The sequence below is a fragment of the Yersinia sp. 1252 StPb PI genome (assembly GCF_048593885.1).
Classification (GTDB): Bacteria; Pseudomonadota; Gammaproteobacteria; order Enterobacterales; family Enterobacteriaceae; genus Yersinia; species Yersinia enterocolitica_E.
On the sequence record NZ_JAZGQE010000090.1, the window covers coordinates 1 to 18,479 of the forward strand.

Sequence of the window (18,479 nt, forward strand, 5' to 3'; positions counted from 1 at the left end):
TTAATGAAATGTTGTGATTCCCGTATGCAAGCGTTAATCACGCACCTATAATCGGCGGCCACTGTACAGGGGTCGGCATAATTTTGTAGTAAAGGAACCGTTCACCAGCCAAGTTTATATCCTTATTTAGGGTAGTTAGTGGGGCAGGTTCCACGTCCGGTCAATATTAGAAATTCAATAGAGGTTATCATGGCTTTAGAACGTACTTTCTCCATCATCAAACCCAATGCTGTTGCCAATAACGACATTGGTGCCATTTATGCGCGTTTTGAAAGTGCTGGTTTCGAAATCATTGCTGCAAAAATGCTGCACCTGACCAAAGAACAAGCAGAAGGTTTTTACGCAGAACATAAAGGCCGCCCGTTCTTCGATGGTTTGGTTGAATTTATGACCTCTGGCCCAATTATGGTACAAGTTCTGGCAGGCGAAAATGCCGTTCAGCGCAACCGCGATATCATGGGGGCTACTAACCCAGATAACGCACTGGCGGGTACTTTGCGTGCTGACTTTGCCGACAGTTTTACCGCTAACGCAGTACACGGTTCTGATGCGGTTGAATCAGCTCAGCGTGAAATTGCCTATTTCTTCGCTGCGGATGAGATTTTTCCCCGTCGCTAATGAGTTGATTCTGTGTAGGAATGGCCGAGATTTAATCAACTGAAACAATAAAGTTGCCCGGACACCTTTCCAATCATGGAATCCATGCTCTAAAATTTGTACAATGCCGCGCCCCGGTGGAGACATCTCTCCCGGGGCGTTCTATTATTTATTTATCGCCGTTTCGAAAGCCTATCCGGTTTAAAGCGCAGCGCCGTAAAGTGTAACAACGAGGCCACGACAACTCATGTCTGAACAATTACTAACTTCATCAGCGCCAATTGCTGCTGCCCCTACGCCTGACAGCACGGTCGTCACCACCGCGCCCGTCACTGGCAAAATTAATCTGCTCGATTTAAATCGTCAACAAATGCGCCAATTTTTTGCCGAAATGGGCGAGAAGCCTTTCCGGGCAGATCAGGTCATGAAGTGGATATATCACTATTGCTTTGATGATTTCGAGCAAATGACCGACATTAATAAAGTGCTACGCGCCAAATTGCAGCGGGTAGCAGAAATCCGTGCACCGGAAGTGACTGAAGAGCAGCGATCAACGGATGGCACCATTAAATGGGCCATCAAAGTTGGTGATCAGCAAGTTGAAACCGTCTATATCCCGGAAGGCGACCGCGCAACACTGTGTGTGTCATCCCAGGTAGGCTGCGCACTGGAGTGTAAATTCTGCTCCACAGCACAACAGGGCTTTAACCGTAACCTGCGGGTATCGGAAATCATCGGTCAGGTATGGCGTGCTGCCAAAATTATCGGCGCAGTAAAAGCCACCGGTATCCGCCCAATCACCAATGTGGTGATGATGGGGATGGGTGAACCTTTGCTCAACCTGAATAACGTGGTGCCGGCCATGGATATCATGATGGACGACTTTGGTTTCGGCTTATCTAAACGCCGTGTGACCTTGTCTACTTCCGGCGTGGTTCCGGCGTTGGACAAGCTGGGTGATATGATTGATGTGGCGTTGGCTATCTCATTGCACGCGCCGACCGATGATATCCGCGATGAAATCGTGCCAATCAACCGTAAATATAATATTGAAACCTTCCTGGCTGCGGTACGGCGTTATTTGGATAAATCCAAAGCCAATGGCGGGCGGGTTACCGTCGAATACGTTATGCTGGATCACATCAATGACAGCGTGGAACAAGCTCATCAACTGGCGGAATGTCTGAAAGACACACCATGTAAGATTAACTTGATCCCATGGAACCCGTTCCCTGGCGCACCTTATGGCCGTAGTTCAAACAGCCGGGTGGATCGTTTTTCTAAGGTATTGATGGAATATGGTTTTACCACCATTGTTCGTAAAACGCGTGGTGACGACATAGATGCTGCATGTGGCCAGTTAGCGGGTGAGGTGATTGACCGCACCAAGCGTACTTTGAAAAAGAAAATGGCCGGTGAACCTATCGTTATTAAGACAGTCTGATTGAAAGTATTGATTTGTTCTATATAACTAATTGTTATTTAACTTATAATTTGTTAGATGCTCAATACTGAAAAAGCTATACCCTAAATAATTCAAGTCGTGAGTATCGCGAACGAGCATGACGCTGAGGTATGACGGGTATCTTCACATATAAGGACAATTGAGAAAGCATGAAGCTGACAAGACTGTGGAGAGTTTGCCTGATTGCGACCGTATTGGCTGGTTGTTCCGGTTCATCGCCGGAAAAGGTTAGCCAATCCGCCGCCGGGCAGACGCGTTTACAACTGGGTTTAGAGTATTTGGCGCAGGGTGATCTTAATGCCGCGCGGCAGAATCTTGAGAAGGCTGTAGAGGCTGATCCACAGGATTATCGCGCTCAATTGGGTATGGCGTTTTACGAACAACGTATCGGTGAAAACAGTGCCGCAGAGCAGCGTTATCAGCAAGCGATGAAACTGGCACCTGGAAATGGCACGGTACTGAATAATTACGGTGCGTTTCTGTGTGGTTTAGGGCAGTATGTACCGGCCCAACAACAGTTTAGCGCAGCAGCGCTGCTGCCCGATTACGGTCAGGTGGCAGATAGTCTGGAAAACGCTGGATATTGCTTTTTACGGGCCAATCAAAATGACCAGGCTCGGATACTGTTGAGTCGGGCATTGAAGTATGATCCTGATAAAGGTGAGCCGCTGCTTGCAGAAGCTCAAAGGCATTTTGGAGAAGGGAATCGCGCTCAGGCGCAACTATTACTGGATGTTTACCAACATACACTTCCGGCCAGTGCTGAAAGTTTATGGTTACAAATTCGTTTCGCCGCGCTAGCAGGCCGTCAAGATAGTGTTCAACGCTATGGCAAGCAGCTTGCGCGAAGTTTTCCACAATCCAAACAGTACCAGCATTTTCTAGCTAATGAATACTGAAGCCTCCCAAGATCAAACTGTTCCAGAGACGACAGGTGTGCGCCTGCGTCAAGCCCGCGAAGCTCTAGGGCTAACTCAGCAGACGGTTGCAGAACGTCTGTGTTTGAAGGTATCCACAATCCGTGATCTTGAGGAGGATAAAGCGCAAGCTAATCTCGCCTCAACATTCCACCGTGGTTACATTCGTTCCTACGCCAAACTGGTTCACCTTCCTGAAGATGAACTGTTACCTATGTTGGCAAAACAAGCACCAATCAGGGCAGCAAAAGTGGCCCCAATGCAAAGTTTTTCATTGGGGAAAAAGCATAAAAAACGTGATGGCTGGTTGATGAGTTTCACCTGGCTTATTGTGTTGGTTGTGCTGGGGTTGACAGGAGCATGGTGGTGGCAAAATCATCAGGCGCAGCAAGCAGAGATAGCCACTATGGCTGATCAATCCTCTGCCCAGCTGTTGCAGAATGGCGGGCAATCTGTGCCGCTGTCTGATGAGAATAGCGATCCTAACGCGCCGACCGATACCCAGGCTCCGATTGCGAATAGTCAGCCTGCCTCTACACCAACGGCAAGTGGTACTGCACCGGTAACAAACAGTACAGCACCTGTGGATACGGTAAATAACCGTGTCGAGACAGCAACTAATCAGGGAGCGACTCCGGCGGAGTCTGTGGTTGTTTCCCCGAGTCAGGCAGTTGTGCCTGATGCTTCTACCGCGCAATCACCACTACCTACAGCAGACGCTGGGGTAAATGGTGCGGCATCATCTGTGGGTTCATTGGTAATGAACTTCAAAGCTGATTGCTGGTTACAGGTTGTTGATGCGAGTGGAAAAACATTGTTTAGCGGTATCCAAAAAGGAGGCGCGACCCTCAACCTATCGGGGAAATCCCCTTATAAACTGACTATCGGTGCACCTGGTGCGCTGACAATCACATATCAGGGTAATCCGGTTGATTTGAGTAAGTTTATTAAGGCTAATCGCGTAGCGCGCCTGACTGTCGGTGTAGAGTAATATTGTGGTTTTGACAAACTATGTTGTGGTTCAGCTAAACCGCCACTGTAGTTTTGAAAAACTGCTTTGTTGTATAAACTACACGACTGTAAAGGAGAGTGTGTAATGCATAACGAAACCCCAATTATCCGACGTAAATCTACCCGGATTTACGTCGGTAAAGTGCCAATTGGTGATGGTGCGCCGATTGCAGTGCAATCGATGACCAATACTAAAACCACGGATGTTGCTGCGACTGTTGCCCAAATCGTAGCATTGCAACGTGTTGGTGTGGATATCGTGCGAGTCTCAGTACCCACCATGGAAGCGGCTGAGGCGTTTAAATTAATCAAGCAGCATAAAGACGTCATTGTGCCGCTGGTTGCTGATATTCATTTTGACTACCGTATCGCCCTGAAAGTGGCTGAGTACGGTGTTGATTGCTTGCGCATTAACCCCGGTAATATTGGCAACGAAGCCCGTATCCGAGACGTGGTTGCTAGCGCTCGCCACTACAACATCCCTATCCGTATCGGTATCAATGGTGGATCGCTGGAGAAAGATATTCAGGAGAAATACGGTGAACCTACGCCGGAAGCCCTGCTTGAATCCGCGATGCGTCATGTCGACATTCTTGACCGCCTCAATTTTGATCAGTTTAAAGTCAGTGTTAAAGCCTCAGATGTTTTCCTGGCGGTAAACTCCTATCGTTTGTTAGCCAAAAGAATCGACCAACCTTTGCATTTGGGTATCACCGAAGCGGGTGGTGCGCGCAGTGGTTCAGTTAAATCTGCCATTGGATTAGGTTTGTTGCTGTCTGAAGGTATTGGCGATACGTTGCGTATCTCGCTGGCGGCTGATCCGGTTGAAGAAGTCAAAGTCGGTTTCGATATTCTTAAATCTTTGCGCATCCGTGCCCGTGGGATTAACTTTATCGCTTGCCCAACATGCTCGCGCCAAGAGTTTGACGTTATCGGTACTGTGAATGCTTTAGAACAGCGGTTAGAAGATCTGATTACACCTATGGATGTCTCTATCATCGGTTGTGTGGTCAATGGCCCGGGTGAGGCCTTAGTGTCGACTATCGGTGTGACCGGTGCTCATAACAAAAGCGGTTTCTACGAAGACGGTGTTCGTCAAAAAGAACGCTTTGATAACAAAAATATGATTGACCAGTTGGAAGCCAAAATTCGGGCTAAAGCATCAATGCTTGATGCTAATAATCGGATTGTTATCAATCAATTGGATGATGAATAAACATCGTTGGTCATGGGTTGTCGGTCAGCACAAAAGCGGGTTTTAGCCCGCTTTACATTGCGCCAGTAGGGGTAACAAGTTGTCATCATTGAATATATGGGTGGCAAGCCTCTATAATCGGCTTTATTTTTTGCACCATGCCCAAAGTAATTAGAGTGGCTGCGAACGGCGCTGCTGCTTCAAGTAAACAGGGTATAAAACTACAGAGAACAGACGTGGCAAAGAACATTCAAGCCATCCGTGGTATGAACGACTACCTGCCAGCCGATACGGCAGTATGGCAGCGCATTGAAAGTATCTTGAAGCAAGTGCTTGCAGGCTACGGTTATAGCGAAATTCGCATGCCGATTGTAGAGCAGACCCCGTTATTCAAGCGCGCGATCGGTGAAGTCACCGACGTGGTTGAAAAAGAGATGTATACCTTTGATGATCGCAATGGCGAAAGTCTGACACTGCGTCCTGAGGGAACCGCAGGGTGTGTACGTGCAGGTATTGAACATGGTCTGCTGTACAATCAGGAACAGCGTCTGTGGTACATCGGTCCGATGTTCCGCTATGAGCGCCCACAGAAAGGCCGCTATCGTCAATTCCATCAGTTGGGTGCGGAAGTTTTCGGTCTGCAAGGGCCGGATATTGATGCTGAATTAATTTTGCTGACGGCCCGCTGGTGGCGTGCTTTAGGTATCTCAGAGCATGTGCAACTTGAACTGAACTCCATTGGATCATTGGATGCGCGTGCTGATTACCGTGAAGCGCTGGTGACTTTCCTCGAGCAACACGTTGAGGTACTGGACGAAGATTGTAAGCGCCGGATGTACAGTAATCCGCTGAGGGTGTTGGACTCCAAAAATCCCGATGTTCAATTGCTGCTAAATGATGCGCCTAAGCTATCTGAATATCTGGATGAAGAGTCAAAACAACATTTTGCAGGTCTGTGTGAACTTTTAGACCAGGCCAGCATCCCATATACCGTCAATGAGCGTTTAGTTCGTGGTTTAGATTATTATAACCGTACGGTATTTGAGTGGGTCACCAATAGCTTGGGCGCACAGGGCACTGTGTGTGCCGGTGGGCGTTACGACGGTTTGGTTGAACAACTCGGTGGGCGTGCAACGCCTGCGGTTGGTTTTGCCATGGGCCTTGAGCGTTTGGTTCTGTTAGTGCAGGCCGTAAATGCTGACTTCCAGGTACCAGCGACAGTAGATGTTTATGTCATTTCGTCTGGTCAGGATACGCAAAGTGCCGCAATGCTACTTGCTGAAAACCTGCGTGATGCCATGCCAACGCTGAAATTAATGACCAATTACGGCGGTGGTAATGTCAAAAAGCAATTTACCCGCGCTGATAAGTGGGGTGCCCGTGTGGCATTAATGCTTGGCGAAAGCGAAGTAGCAGCACAGCAAGTGGTCGTAAAAGATTTGCGAAATGGTGAACAAGAAACGCTGGCGCAAGCGGATGTTGCTGCGCGTCTGGCTTTGATGTTGGGTTAAGGAGAGAGACACCGTGGAAGTCTATACCACTGAAAATGACCAGGTTGATGCAGTGCGCCGTTTCTTTAGTGAGAATGGTAAAGCGCTGGCCGTGGGTGTGGTGCTCGGGATTGGTGCATTAGTGGGTTGGCGTTACTGGCAGAGTCATCAGAACACTGTCTTGACGGAAGCCTCCTCTGCCTATCAGCAAGCCAGTGATGCTTTGTCAGCTAACAGTGCTGATGGTGTTGCTGTTGCTGAAAAATTTGTTCAGGGCAATAGCAATAACTACGGCGTACTGGCCGGGTTAGAGCTGGCTCATCACTTTGTTGAGCTAAATGAGTTTGATAAAGCGGCGCAACAACTCACTCAGGCGCTGGGTCAGACCAAAGATGAAAATCTGTTGTCACTGATTAATTTGCGTCTTGCACGTCTGCAATTGCAATTGAAGAAACCAGACGACGCATTGAAAACGCTGGATGCGGTGCAGGGTGATGGTTGGACTGCGATGGCTCAGGATGTCCGTGGCGATGCGCTATTGAGTAAAGGTGATACCGCAGGTGCGCGAGCTGCTTACAGCAAAGGCGTCGAATCAAATGCTTCTCAGGCGCTGCAAGCTTTGCTGCGCATGAAATTGAATAATTTGTCCAGCTAAGGGGTATTCCCATGCAATTGCGTAAAACACTCTTAGTAGGACTGGTATCTGTTGCCCTATTGAGCGGTTGTTCACTGTTTAACAGTGAAGAAGATGTGGTTACCATGTCACCACTGCCAAAAATTGAGAATCAATTCACACCAACTAAAGTGTGGAGTACCTCAGTAGGTGGTGGTGTCGGTGATTATTACTCCCATTTGCGCCCAGCCTGGCAGGGGACGACTGTCTTTGCCGCCGACCGTAAAGGTTTGGTGAAAGCCATGGACGCCGACAGCGGTAAGCAAATCTGGCAAACCGATTTGTCTGAAAAAACCAACTTCCTTTCCAGCAACCGTTCTGCAATGTTATCTGGTGGCGTCACTGCATCAGGTGCCCATGTGTATGTCGGCAGCGAGAAAGCGGTAGTTTATGCGCTTAATTCCGATGATGGTCAGGTTGCATGGCAGACCGTGGTGGCGGGTGAAGCATTATCTCGTCCGGTTGTCAGCGATGGGGTGGTACTGATCCATACATCAAATGGCATGCTGCAAGCACTGAATGAATCAGACGGTGCGATTAAGTGGACATTAAACCTCGATACACCAGCGCTCTCTCTGCGCGGTGAATCTGCGCCAGCAGTCGCATTCGGTGCAGCGATTGTCGGTGGTGACAATGGCCGCGTCAGTGCGGTAATGATGGAACAAGGCCAGTTGATCTGGCAACAGCGTATTTCCCAAGTGACAGGTACCACTGAAATTGACCGCCTGAACGACGTTGATACCACGCCTGTGGTTGTTGATGGTGTGGTTTATGCTTTGGCATACAATGGTAACTTGACTGCATTAGATCTGCGTTCCGGCCAGATCCTGTGGAAGCGTGAAATGGGATCAGTGAATGACATCATTGTCGACGCGGGTCGCATTTATCTGGTCGATCAAAATGACCGAATTGTTGCGCTGAAAACAGATGGCGGTATAACCCTTTGGAGTCAAAGCGATTTATTACATCGTAACTTGACAGCTCCTGTGATGTATAATGGGTATCTGGTTGTAGGTGATGCCGAAGGTTATCTGCACTGGGTGAATACCGATGATGGCCGTTTTGTCGCTCAGCAGAGCGTAGACAGCTCCGGCTTCCTGAGTGCGCCAGTGGTTGCCAGCGATAAGTTGCTGGTTCAGGCGAGAGGCGGCACGGTATACGCGTTCACCCGTTAATCCTGATTTAGTGCCTGTTTAACAGGCCAATAATAGGTCAATACCCAAAGTTATTGGTGTTGCAGCAAGGCAGCAAACGAATGAACCCTAATGAACTGATACCGTCAGTTATTCGGGTTAGTGAATGCCGCTAATATCGCAGCAACGTTCAAAACGCAGGGTTTTAAGCGGCTCCTGAGATTCAGGGGCCGTTTGTCTTCTAAAAACTGCGCTGTTGCAGGTTTGGTACAGCGCTGTAATGATTTGAAAATTAAGTAATGAGGCTTCAACAATGATACCTGTCATCGCGCTGGTCGGGCGCCCGAATGTGGGTAAATCCACTCTATTTAACCGTTTAACGCACACCCGTGATGCGTTAGTTGCGGACTTTCCCGGGCTAACGCGTGACCGTAAGTATGGTCGTGCCGAGGTCGAGGGTCATGAGTTTATTGTTATCGATACCGGAGGTATTGATGGCACAGAAGATGGCGTAGAAACCAAGATGGCAGGTCAATCGTTATTGGCGATTGAAGAGGCCGATATTGTCCTGTTTATGGTTGATGCCCGTGCGGGCTTGATGCCTGCGGATCAGGGGATTGCCCAGCATCTGCGCAGTCGTGAAAAAGCGACTTTCCTGGTTGCCAACAAAACTGATGGTATTGATCCAGATACTGCTACAGCAGATTTCTATTCATTGGGCTTAGGTGAAGTTCATGCTATCGCGGCGTCCCATGGCCGTGGTGTGACTCAGTTGATTGAAGATGTTATGGCACCTTATATGGATGCTGTAGAACCTGAAATTGAATTGACCGATGAAGAAGCGAATGCGGCTTATTGGGCCGCACAGGAAGCTGAGGACGACGCTGTTCCTGAAGATGACGCAGAAGATGATTTTGACCCACGGACTCTGCCAATCAAACTGGCAATTGTCGGGCGTCCTAATGTAGGTAAGTCCACACTAACCAACCGCATTCTCGGTGAAGATCGGGTGGTGGTCTATGATATGCCGGGCACCACGCGTGACAGCATTTATATTCCTATGACCCGCGATGAGCGTGAATATATCCTGATTGATACTGCGGGGGTGCGTAAACGCGGCAAAATCACCGAAACGGTTGAAAAATTCTCAGTAATTAAAACCTTGCAGGCCATCGAAGATTCCAATGTTGTACTGTTGGTTATTGATGCTCGTGATGGTATTTCGGATCAGGATCTGTCGCTGTTGGGCTTTATTCTCAATAGTGGGCGCTCACTTGTTATTGCGGTCAACAAATGGGATGGCATGACAGAAGAAGCGCGTGCGCAGGTTAAAGATATGCTGGATCTGCGTCTTGGTTTTGTCGATTTTGCGCGGATTCACTTTATCTCAGCCTTACATGGCAGTGGCGTGGGTAATCTGTTTGAATCTATTCAAGAAGCTTATGACTGCTCAACCAAACGTGTGGGCACTTCCTTACTGACCCGCATTATGCAGATGGCCGAAGAAGACCATCAGCCTCCTTTGGTGCGTGGCCGTCGCGTCAAATTGAAGTATGCCCATGCTGGGGGTTACAACCCGCCGATTGTCGTAATCCACGGCAACCAGGTTACTGACCTGTCGGATTCGTATAAACGCTACCTGATGAATTACTTCCGTCGTTCATTGAAAGTAATGGGGACGCCAATTCGCATCCAGTTTAAAGAGGGCGAGAACCCATTCGCGGGTAAGCGCAATCCATTAACACCAAATCAGATGCGTAAACGTAAGCGTTTGATGTCGCACTTGAAAAAAGGTAAATAATCTACCCTTCATCTGTCAAGTTGCAGGTGTGTTGGCTGCTCTCAATAACCCGAATCACTTGACTGCGTAAGCTCATCGGGATTAATGAGCCTCATCCTTGAGGCTCACCCTGCGGGCTTGCATAAATGCTGTTCAAATCGGTTCCCGACCGATTTGTATCTCGCTTGCCGCCTTCCTGTATCTTGGCATCTATTGGGTATACTAAAAAGCGCGGGTATTCCGCGCTTTTTGCACATTTAACGACCGAGGTCAGTAAAACGCAGCTTTGGCCGCTTAACCGTAAACAAAGGGAGTTGAAAGTCAGTCATGTCTTGGGAAACCTGGAGTTTTGCATTTAGTGTCACGATGCCTAACTTGCTGATGATGTTACTCGGTGTGCTGTTACGGCGCTTTGGCTTGATGGATGATCGCTTCTGCGATGGTGCCACCAAGCTGGTCTTCAATCTCGCCCTCCCTTGTCTGCTGTTTTTTAGTGTCGCGACTAATCATGTCAGCTTATTGGATAACCTACCCTTGGTTGTTTATGGCGCTATTGGTACGTTGGTGACCTTCTTGCTGTTGGAAGTCGCCGCCAAGTGGTTGGTAAAAGACCCAAAAGAGCGTGGTGTATTCGTGCAGGGAGGGTTCAGAGCCAATACTGCTATCGTGGGGTTGGCTTTTGCCATGACGGCATATGGTGCCGAAGGGGTGGCACTCGGCTCGATGTATCTGACGGTGACAGTAATTTTATTTAATATGCTGTCGGTGATCACCCTGACTCGCAGTCTGCAAGCTGGGCAGGGCGGCAAAATCAGTAAATTGGCACTGTTACGCAGTATTGTGACTAATCCGCTGATAATTGGGCTACTGTGCGGTTTACTCTACGCACAAACGCAATTACCCCTTCCTCAGGTGATTGTCCAGACGGGGAGTTATATCTCTGCTTTGGCATTACCATTGGCTCTGTTATGCACCGGAGCGAGCCTCGACTGGCACGCGATGTTCCGTTCTTCCAATGTGGCAGCGTTATCTTCAACAGCTAAATTATTCGTGGTGCCAATATTGATGACCGTTGGTGGCTTGTTGATGGGCTTTCGTGGGGCGACATTAGGGATTATATTTCTGTTCTCTGCCACTCCAACGGCGGCTGGCAGTTATGTTATGACCCGCGCCATGGGAGGCAATGCCACCCTGGCGGCGAATATCATTGCCATCACCACGGTCGGTTCATTCTTTACCACCGCGCTGGGGATTTACTTCCTACGATCGCTCGGGGTGATGTAGTTTTTAAGGAGAAGTCGATGGATGCATTATGCCCGGTTTGCCAAAAACTGATGACCGAAGTAAGTGGCCACTTTCATTGCTCTAATTGCCATGGCAACTATCAGCAACAGGCGGAGTGCCCTGATTGCGCCAAACCGTTGCAGGTGCTGAAGGCGTGTGGCGCGATTGATTATTTCTGCCAGCACGGTCACGGACTCATTTCGAAAAGCCGCGTTCACTTTAGTTACTTGCCGACGATTTGACTGGCAGCAATTGAGCCAGGCGGCGTTACTCTTTTGCCGCTTTCCGTTGACGAACCTTCTTCGCCACATTGATTTGGGTGATTTCACTTTCTACCCAACCGTCCTGCAATCGGGTGGTCAGCTTATCACCTGTCTGCACCTGCTTAGTGGTTTTCAGCACTACCCCAGCCGGAGTCTGCGTGACACTGTAGCCACGGGCCAAGGTTGCTAATGGGCTGACGGCCTCTAACTGCGAGCAGGCGATACCAAAACGCTGCCGATAACCATTAAGCTGGCGCTCTAATGCCTGACGCAAACGGTATTCCTGCTGCTGCACTTGCTGGCTGTAACGGTGAATTTGCCCTTGCGGTTGCACTTGCGCGAGGCGCTGCTGGAGCCGTTCGGTGCGCCGACTTAACCAGCGGATTTGGTTTTGCGCGCTCTCTTCCAGGCGGCGTTGCAGCTTTAATAACAGTGTCTGCTGACGTGCCAGTCGCAAATGTGGATGTTGTTGCTGTAAACGGTGTTCAAGGCGGGTGAATTGCTGGCCGCGCTGCGCCAGATAATAATCCATCGCCATTTCCATCCGCTGCTGCTGCCCTTGAATTTGCCTGACCAGCTCAATCTGGTTACGGCTTACTAATTCTGCGGCAGCAGACGGTGTTGGCGCCCGCAAGTCAGCGACAAAATCAGCAATAGTGATGTCGGTTTCATGGCCGACCGCACTGACTATCGGGATGTGGCTATTGAAAATAGCGCGGGCGACCCGTTCGTCGTTAAAACTCCACAGGTCTTCCAGCGATCCGCCGCCGCGCCCGACGATTAATATATCGCACTCGGCACGTAGGTTAGCTAACTGAATGGCACGGACTATCTGCAATGGAGCATCAACTCCTTGCACTGCTGTTGGGTAAATAATTACCGGCAATGATGGGTCACGGCGTTGCAAAACCTGTAGAACATCATGCAGCGCCGCACCACTGGCAGAGGTGATGACGCCAACTTGCCTGGCAGGACTTGGCAACGGTTGTTTATGATGTTGATCAAATAGCCCTTCCGCCGCCAGTTGTTGCTTGAGTTGATCAAACTGTTGTTGCAGCAATCCGTCACCGGCAGGCTGCATGCTTTCCGCAATTAACTGATAATCGCCACGCGGTTCGTACAGGGTAATCGATGCCCTGACCAACACTTGCTGACCATTTTGTGGACGAAACGTGGTACGGCGGTTAGTGTTGCGAAACATCGCGCAACGCACCTGCGCTTGAGCGTCTTTTAGGGTGAAATACCAGTGACCGGATGACGGTTGGGAGAAATTGGATATCTCGGCCGTGAGCCAAATCTGGCCCATTTCCATTTCCAGCAGTTGTCGCACCGTCTGATTAAGACGGCTAACAGTAAAAATTGTTGATGCGGAAGATTGTGACATGTGACCTGGATCAAATTTTAAAACAAGCACTTAATTGATCGATATTACCTACCTCAGACCGGTTGGCAAGAAAAATTATGAGAAAGTGCTGGAGGCAACCGATTACGCTCTGTATAATGCCACGGCAATATTTTATCTTTTCACATCCACCTTGGTGAGATATTGCCCATGCTACGTATCAAGAAAGAAGCTCTGACATTTGACGACGTTCTCCTGGTTCCAGCCCACTCCACAGTTTTGCCTAATACGGCCGAACTTGGCACTCAACTGACCGCAACTATCCGCCTAAATATCCCTATGCTGTCCGCAGCCATGGATACCGTTACCGAAGCTCGTCTGGCCATTGCGCTGGCACAAGAGGGCGGTTTAGGTTTCATTCACAAAAATATGTCCATTGAGCGCCAGGCTGAAGAAGTCAGCCGCGTGAAAAAACACGAAAGTGGCGTTGTTACCGAGCCGCAGACTGTTACCCCAACCACCACACTGCGCCAAGTGAAAGAATTGACTGCCCGTAACGGTTTTGCTGGTTACCCGGTGGTAACCGAAGATTATGAGCTGGTTGGCATTATCACTGGCCGTGATGTGCGCTTTGTGACTGACTTAGACCAACCCGTGACGGCGGTGATGACACCGAAAGAACGTCTGGTTACCGTCAAGGAAGGCGAAGCTCGCGAAATTGTCTTGCAAAAAATGCATGAAAAACGTGTCGAGAAAGCATTGGTTGTTGATGATAGCTTCCATCTGCGCGGCATGATTACTGTAAAAGACTTCCAGAAGGCAGAGCGCAAACCTAACGCCTGTAAGGACGAACATGGCCGTCTACGTGTTGGGGCTGCTGTGGGTGCCGGTGCCGGCAATGAAGAGCGTATCGACGCGCTGGTCACCGCAGGTGTTGATGTTTTACTGATTGACTCATCCCATGGTCACTCTGAAGGTGTTCTGCAACGAATCCGTGAAACCCGTGCCAAATATCCTAACCTGCAAATCGTTGGCGGTAACGTTGCGACGGGCGCGGGTGCAAAAGCCTTGGCTGATGCCGGTGTGAGTGCCGTAAAAGTAGGGATTGGTCCAGGTTCAATTTGCACCACCCGTATTGTGACTGGTGTAGGTGTGCCACAGATCACGGCGATTGCTGATGCGGTCGAAGCACTGGAAGGTACCGGTATTCCGGTGATTGCTGATGGCGGTATCCGTTTCTCTGGCGATATTTCTAAAGCCATTGCCGCGGGTGCTTCCTGTGTCATGGTGGGGTCTATGCTGGCAGGGACTGAAGAGTCTCCGGGCGAAATCGAACTCTATCAGGGCCGTTCATTCAAATCTTACCGTGGTATGGGCTCACTGGGCGCGATGTCCAAAGGCTCTTCTGACCGTTACTTCCAAACTGACAATGCTGCCGATAAACTGGTACCGGAAGGTATTGAAGGTCGTGTCGCATACAAAGGTTTGTTGAAAGAGATTGTACATCAGCAAATGGGGGGCTTGCGCTCCTGCATGGGGCTTACCGGTTGTGCCACTATCAATGAATTGCGTACCAAAGCTGAGTTTGTGCGCATCAGTGGTGCAGGGATTCAAGAAAGCCATGTGCATGATGTGACTATCACTAAAGAATCCCCTAACTATCGCATGGGCTAATTCCAGGGGCTTAAACCGGCGAATTTGGTCATCGTTCGCGGCTCGCATTGCTCATTGACTTAGTGTCAACTGCGTATGCTGTGCTGCGGGCGTTAACTAACTTCTTGGCTTCGCCGACTGGAATGATTCATAAATAATTATGGTAACTATTTAATTTTATTATTTCTCTGTGGAATACGCCGCACATGACAAAAAATATCCATAAGCATCGCATCCTTATTCTTGATTTCGGCTCGCAATACACCCAACTGGTGGCGCGACGCGTTCGTGAAATCGGTGTCTATTGTGAACTATGGGCGTGGGACGTAACCGAAGCTCAGATCCGCGAATTTAATCCAAGCGGCATCATTCTTTCTGGCGGTCCTGAAAGCACGACTGAGCACGACAGCCCACGCGCACCTGATTACGTGTTCACTGCGGGTGTCCCGGTATTAGGTGTGTGCTACGGCATGCAGACTATGGCGATGCAACTGGGGGGGAAAGTTGAAGGTTCAAATCAGCGCGAGTTCGGTTATGCGCAGGTGGAAATCAAAACTGACAGCGCACTGATCCGCGATATCAAAGATGCTATCAATCCAGCCAACGAAGCAATATTGGATGTATGGATGAGCCATGGTGACAAAGTCACTGCCATCCCAGCTGATTTTGTGACGGTTGCCAGCACCGATACCTGCCCGTTTGCCATTATGGCCAACGAAGAGAAGCGTTTTTATGGCGTGCAGTTCCATCCAGAAGTCACACATACCAAACAAGGCCAACGCCTGTTAGAGCGCTTTGTGTTGGATATCTGCGGCTGCGAAGCCTTATGGACCCCGGCCACCATTATCGAAGACGCCATTGTTCGTCTGCGTGAGCAAATTGGTGAAGACCATGTGATTCTTGGCCTGTCCGGTGGTGTTGACTCCTCTGTGACGGCAATGCTGCTGCATCGTGCTATTGGTGACCGCCTGACTTGTGTGTTTGTCGATAACGGGCTGCTACGGTTGAACGAAGCCGACCAAGTGCTGGAAATGTTCGGTGATAAATTCGGCCTGAATATTGTTCATGTTGCCGCCGAAAATCGTTTCCTTGCAGCGCTGGCTGGTGTCGATGAACCTGAAGCGAAGCGTAAAATCATTGGTCGCGTGTTTGTCGAACTGTTTGATGAAGAAGCGTGTAAGCAAGATCAAGTGAAGTGGTTGGCACAAGGCACCATCTACCCTGATGTGATTGAATCAGCCGCGTCTGCTACTGGTAAAGCACACGTAATTAAATCTCACCACAATGTGGGCGGTTTGCCGAAAGAGATGAAATTGGGGCTGGTTGAGCCGCTGAAAGAGCTGTTTAAAGATGAAGTACGCAAAATTGGCCTGGAATTAGGTCTGCCGTACGACATGCTATACCGCCATCCATTCCCAGGTCCAGGTTTGGGTGTACGTGTTCTGGGCGAAGTAAAAAAAGAGTATTGTGACTTGCTGCGCCGCGCTGATGCCATCTTTATCGAAGAGCTGCATAAAGCTGATCTGTACAATAAAGTGAGCCAAGCCTTTACTGTATTCCTGCCAGTGCGTTCTGTTGGTGTGATGGGCGATGGGCGTAAATACGATTGGGTGGTTTCACTGCGCGCAGTAGAAACCATCGATTTTATGACCGCACATTGGGCGCATCTGCCATACGACTTCCTGGGCCGCGTTTCAAACCGCATTATCAATGAAGTGAATGGTATTTCCCGTGTAGTTTACGATATCAGTGGCAAGCCACCCGCTACCATTGAGTGGGAATAGTATACGGCCGTTTGAATACTATTTAACACGATAGAAAAACCCTTAAGCCCTCTGCATTCATAGAGGGCTTTCTCTTTTCTACGATTGATAAAGATTGACGGAAGACTCAAATTTCTGACGGTATATTAAATGATGCTCAGTTCATTCCTACCGGCCTGGCCGATGCCGCAATGAATCGCGTTGCTACTGCGCGTGACGTGTCACTCGCTCCGGTTATTCGCATATTTCGGTTCTGATGATTTCGTTATCTAGCTGCGGCAAGGACTGAACAGTAAGTGCATTGGCACTTATCCTCGCACAACAGATGATTTGATATTCAGCCAAGCGTATTACTGATTTTGAGGGCAAATACGGGGTCTGACGCGGTGTTTATCGATTTTGGCTAAGGCAGCAGCATTAAATCAGTGAGTAATAGCTGGAAAAAAGAATAGATCGCTCATCAGGCAAGGGGGATGCTCTCGTACTGACCTTTGTATTCCCAGTTACCACGCGACAGCAACATTTGCCCGGAGCCCAGCGGCAAGGCCGGTGTATTACTGATCACGACCCGTATGCGTGATTGTTATTTTGTAATAAAATTATCATTTCTTTTGATTTGGTATTATTGTCTTCCCTTTTAGAGTTCGATTTACGCGAACAATTGAAGAATCTGTACTGTCTGCTTTAAGGGGATTAGATCGATTATTTGTTCTTAATTTATTACGAGCCTCATCAAGCTGTAATGTTAATTTGAGCATGTCTTGAGATAGTTTATTATTGGTTTCTAGCATGACTTCTTTCTCTGAAATCAATTCATCCCTCTCGACAATTAGACTGTTTTTCTCAGAAATTAGTGCTTTTTTCTCAGCAATCAATTCATTTTTCTCTTTGGTTATTTCTCCTGTTTTTTCCTTGGAAATTTCAATATCTTCCTTCATTTTCTGGATTTCCTCTTGACCGCCTGTTATTTCTCTTTCATAAGCGATATCTGCGCGGGCACGTTTTTGCTCGGTGATTTTTTTTCTATCTAAGGTCGCGTCATTTCTATCCGCATATCCCTCCATGGATGCCATGGTTGGCTTGTTTTGTATCGATATAACTTTCGCCGAGATAATTGGTAATAATATAGTTATTAATACGGTTGAAATGATAGGAAATATCATCGCTGTTAGCATCGTCGAATTGTCTTTTATCATGACAATTTTATCTTCGATGGTGGCTGCGCTGAATAGCATCACAAGAATGTTATCCCAATTAAAAATTAGCCAAGAAAAGCACAGAGCACCAATTACCGGACTTTTTATACGCTCAACAGCAGTCGCACGCATAGCAGTAAAGAGTTCTTTAAAAAAATCGAGCATGACTTCACTTTGTAAGTGTTTGTGTGTGAATGTGATTATAGGCAGAAAGCACAGGGGATATAAGGGTTTTAGAGAAAAAAAGCCCCTCTGCGTAGAGGGCAAGACACAGCACTCACCGGTTAACTGGGTGTTGATGCGGTGGCTGGACTTGAACCTGCGGCCTTCTTCCCGTGTTGCTAGCTACAATTCTGTAAGCCGCTCTTTCTACTGAGTTGCCCCACAACGTTAAGAGTACTCAGGTAAAGCATTGCAGATGTACACCAGCACGATCTTATCCGCCGGATCACGCTCTATGAATGAATCGCAAGAGCCTCAGTAATCGGAATTTACCATAGTGAGGTTGTCATAATGGCTGTTAGCTTAATTCAACCCCCATTCTTAGGGGCTTTTTATTTTGGCTGCGATTAAATAAAAATTTATATTTTACCTTCACGGATAAATAAAAAATGAACGATGCTTTTGTGAGTATCGCTTTTAAGTAAGGTTACTGTATGTGAATATAAAATTTGTGACGCTTACCTTCCCATTTGATGTGAAAAATTATATTTAGTT

Annotated in this window: 15 protein-coding genes; 13 read left to right on the top strand and 2 right to left on the bottom strand. The window is 48.4% G+C overall.

Going from position 1 to position 18,479, the window contains the following annotated elements; genetic code table 11:
- Positions 1-189: 189 nt before the first annotated feature.
- The 11 genes from ndk (at position 190) to V2A85_RS13950 (ending at position 11,787) form a co-directional block, all read left to right on the top strand.
- Positions 190-618: a nucleoside-diphosphate kinase gene (ndk, locus tag V2A85_RS13900; protein WP_372559665.1), complete on the top strand. Its 429-nt coding sequence runs from the start codon at positions 190-192 to the stop codon at positions 616-618.
- Between the two features lie 226 nt (positions 619-844).
- A complete protein-coding gene (locus V2A85_RS13905) occupies positions 845-2,041 on the top strand; it encodes a bifunctional tRNA (adenosine(37)-C2)-methyltransferase TrmG/ribosomal RNA large subunit methyltransferase RlmN (RefSeq protein ID WP_420071665.1) in 1,197 nt (398 codons plus the stop codon).
- A 170-nt stretch (positions 2,042-2,211) separates the two neighbouring features.
- Positions 2,212-2,961: a type IV pilus biogenesis/stability protein PilW gene (pilW, locus tag V2A85_RS13910; RefSeq protein WP_420071666.1), complete on the top strand. Its 750-nt coding sequence runs from the start codon at positions 2,212-2,214 to the stop codon at positions 2,959-2,961.
- Complete coding sequence (rodZ, locus tag V2A85_RS13915; RefSeq protein ID WP_372559662.1) at positions 2,951-3,970, top strand: cytoskeleton protein RodZ; 1,020 nt, start codon at positions 2,951-2,953, stop codon at positions 3,968-3,970. Before pilW ends, rodZ begins: the two co-directional genes overlap by 11 nt.
- 105 nt (positions 3,971-4,075) lie before the next feature.
- Positions 4,076-5,206 (top strand): flavodoxin-dependent (E)-4-hydroxy-3-methylbut-2-enyl-diphosphate synthase, encoded by a 1,131-nt coding sequence (gene ispG, locus V2A85_RS13920; RefSeq protein WP_420071667.1) that lies wholly within the window; start codon positions 4,076-4,078, stop codon positions 5,204-5,206.
- A gap of 215 nt (positions 5,207-5,421) precedes the next feature.
- Positions 5,422-6,696: a histidine--tRNA ligase gene (gene hisS / locus V2A85_RS13925; RefSeq protein WP_083163201.1), complete on the top strand. Its 1,275-nt coding sequence runs from the start codon at positions 5,422-5,424 to the stop codon at positions 6,694-6,696.
- A gap of 13 nt (positions 6,697-6,709) precedes the next feature.
- The gene (locus V2A85_RS13930) at positions 6,710-7,330 is read left to right on the top strand and encodes a YfgM family protein (protein WP_372559659.1); all 621 of its coding nucleotides are present in this window, start codon (positions 6,710-6,712) and stop codon (positions 7,328-7,330) included.
- 11 nt (positions 7,331-7,341) lie between these two features.
- Entirely contained in the window at positions 7,342-8,523 is a 1,182-nt protein-coding gene (gene bamB / locus V2A85_RS13935) for an outer membrane protein assembly factor BamB (RefSeq protein ID WP_083163205.1), read from the top strand.
- Between the two features lie 271 nt (positions 8,524-8,794).
- Entirely contained in the window at positions 8,795-10,282 is a 1,488-nt protein-coding gene (der, locus tag V2A85_RS13940; RefSeq protein ID WP_372559658.1) for a ribosome biogenesis GTPase Der, read from the top strand.
- A gap of 306 nt (positions 10,283-10,588) precedes the next feature.
- Positions 10,589-11,545: an AEC family transporter gene (locus V2A85_RS13945; protein ID WP_083163209.1), complete on the top strand. Its 957-nt coding sequence runs from the start codon at positions 10,589-10,591 to the stop codon at positions 11,543-11,545.
- Between the two features lie 17 nt (positions 11,546-11,562).
- Positions 11,563-11,787, top strand: coding sequence for a zinc ribbon domain-containing protein (locus V2A85_RS13950; RefSeq protein WP_372559657.1), 225 nt, complete (start codon positions 11,563-11,565; stop codon positions 11,785-11,787).
- 25 nt (positions 11,788-11,812) lie between these two features.
- Here V2A85_RS13950 and xseA read toward each other — a convergent pair whose 3' ends face one another.
- A complete protein-coding gene (gene xseA / locus V2A85_RS13955; protein WP_372559656.1) occupies positions 11,813-13,192 on the bottom strand; it encodes an exodeoxyribonuclease VII large subunit in 1,380 nt (459 codons plus the stop codon).
- 168 nt (positions 13,193-13,360) lie between these two features.
- Here xseA and guaB point away from each other — a divergent pair, with 168 nt between their 5' ends.
- Positions 13,361-14,824: an IMP dehydrogenase gene (gene guaB / locus V2A85_RS13960; RefSeq protein WP_083163216.1), complete on the top strand. Its 1,464-nt coding sequence runs from the start codon at positions 13,361-13,363 to the stop codon at positions 14,822-14,824.
- Between the two features lie 185 nt (positions 14,825-15,009).
- Entirely contained in the window at positions 15,010-16,587 is a 1,578-nt protein-coding gene (gene guaA / locus V2A85_RS13965; RefSeq protein WP_083163218.1) for a glutamine-hydrolyzing GMP synthase, read from the top strand.
- Positions 16,588-17,168: 581 nt separating this feature from the next.
- Here guaA and V2A85_RS13970 read toward each other — a convergent pair.
- Positions 17,169-17,927 carry a hypothetical protein gene (locus V2A85_RS13970; protein ID WP_420071668.1) on the bottom strand — a complete coding sequence of 253 codons (759 nt, stop codon included), beginning with the start codon at positions 17,925-17,927 and terminating at the stop codon, positions 17,169-17,171.
- Positions 17,928-18,479 lie beyond the last annotated feature (552 nt).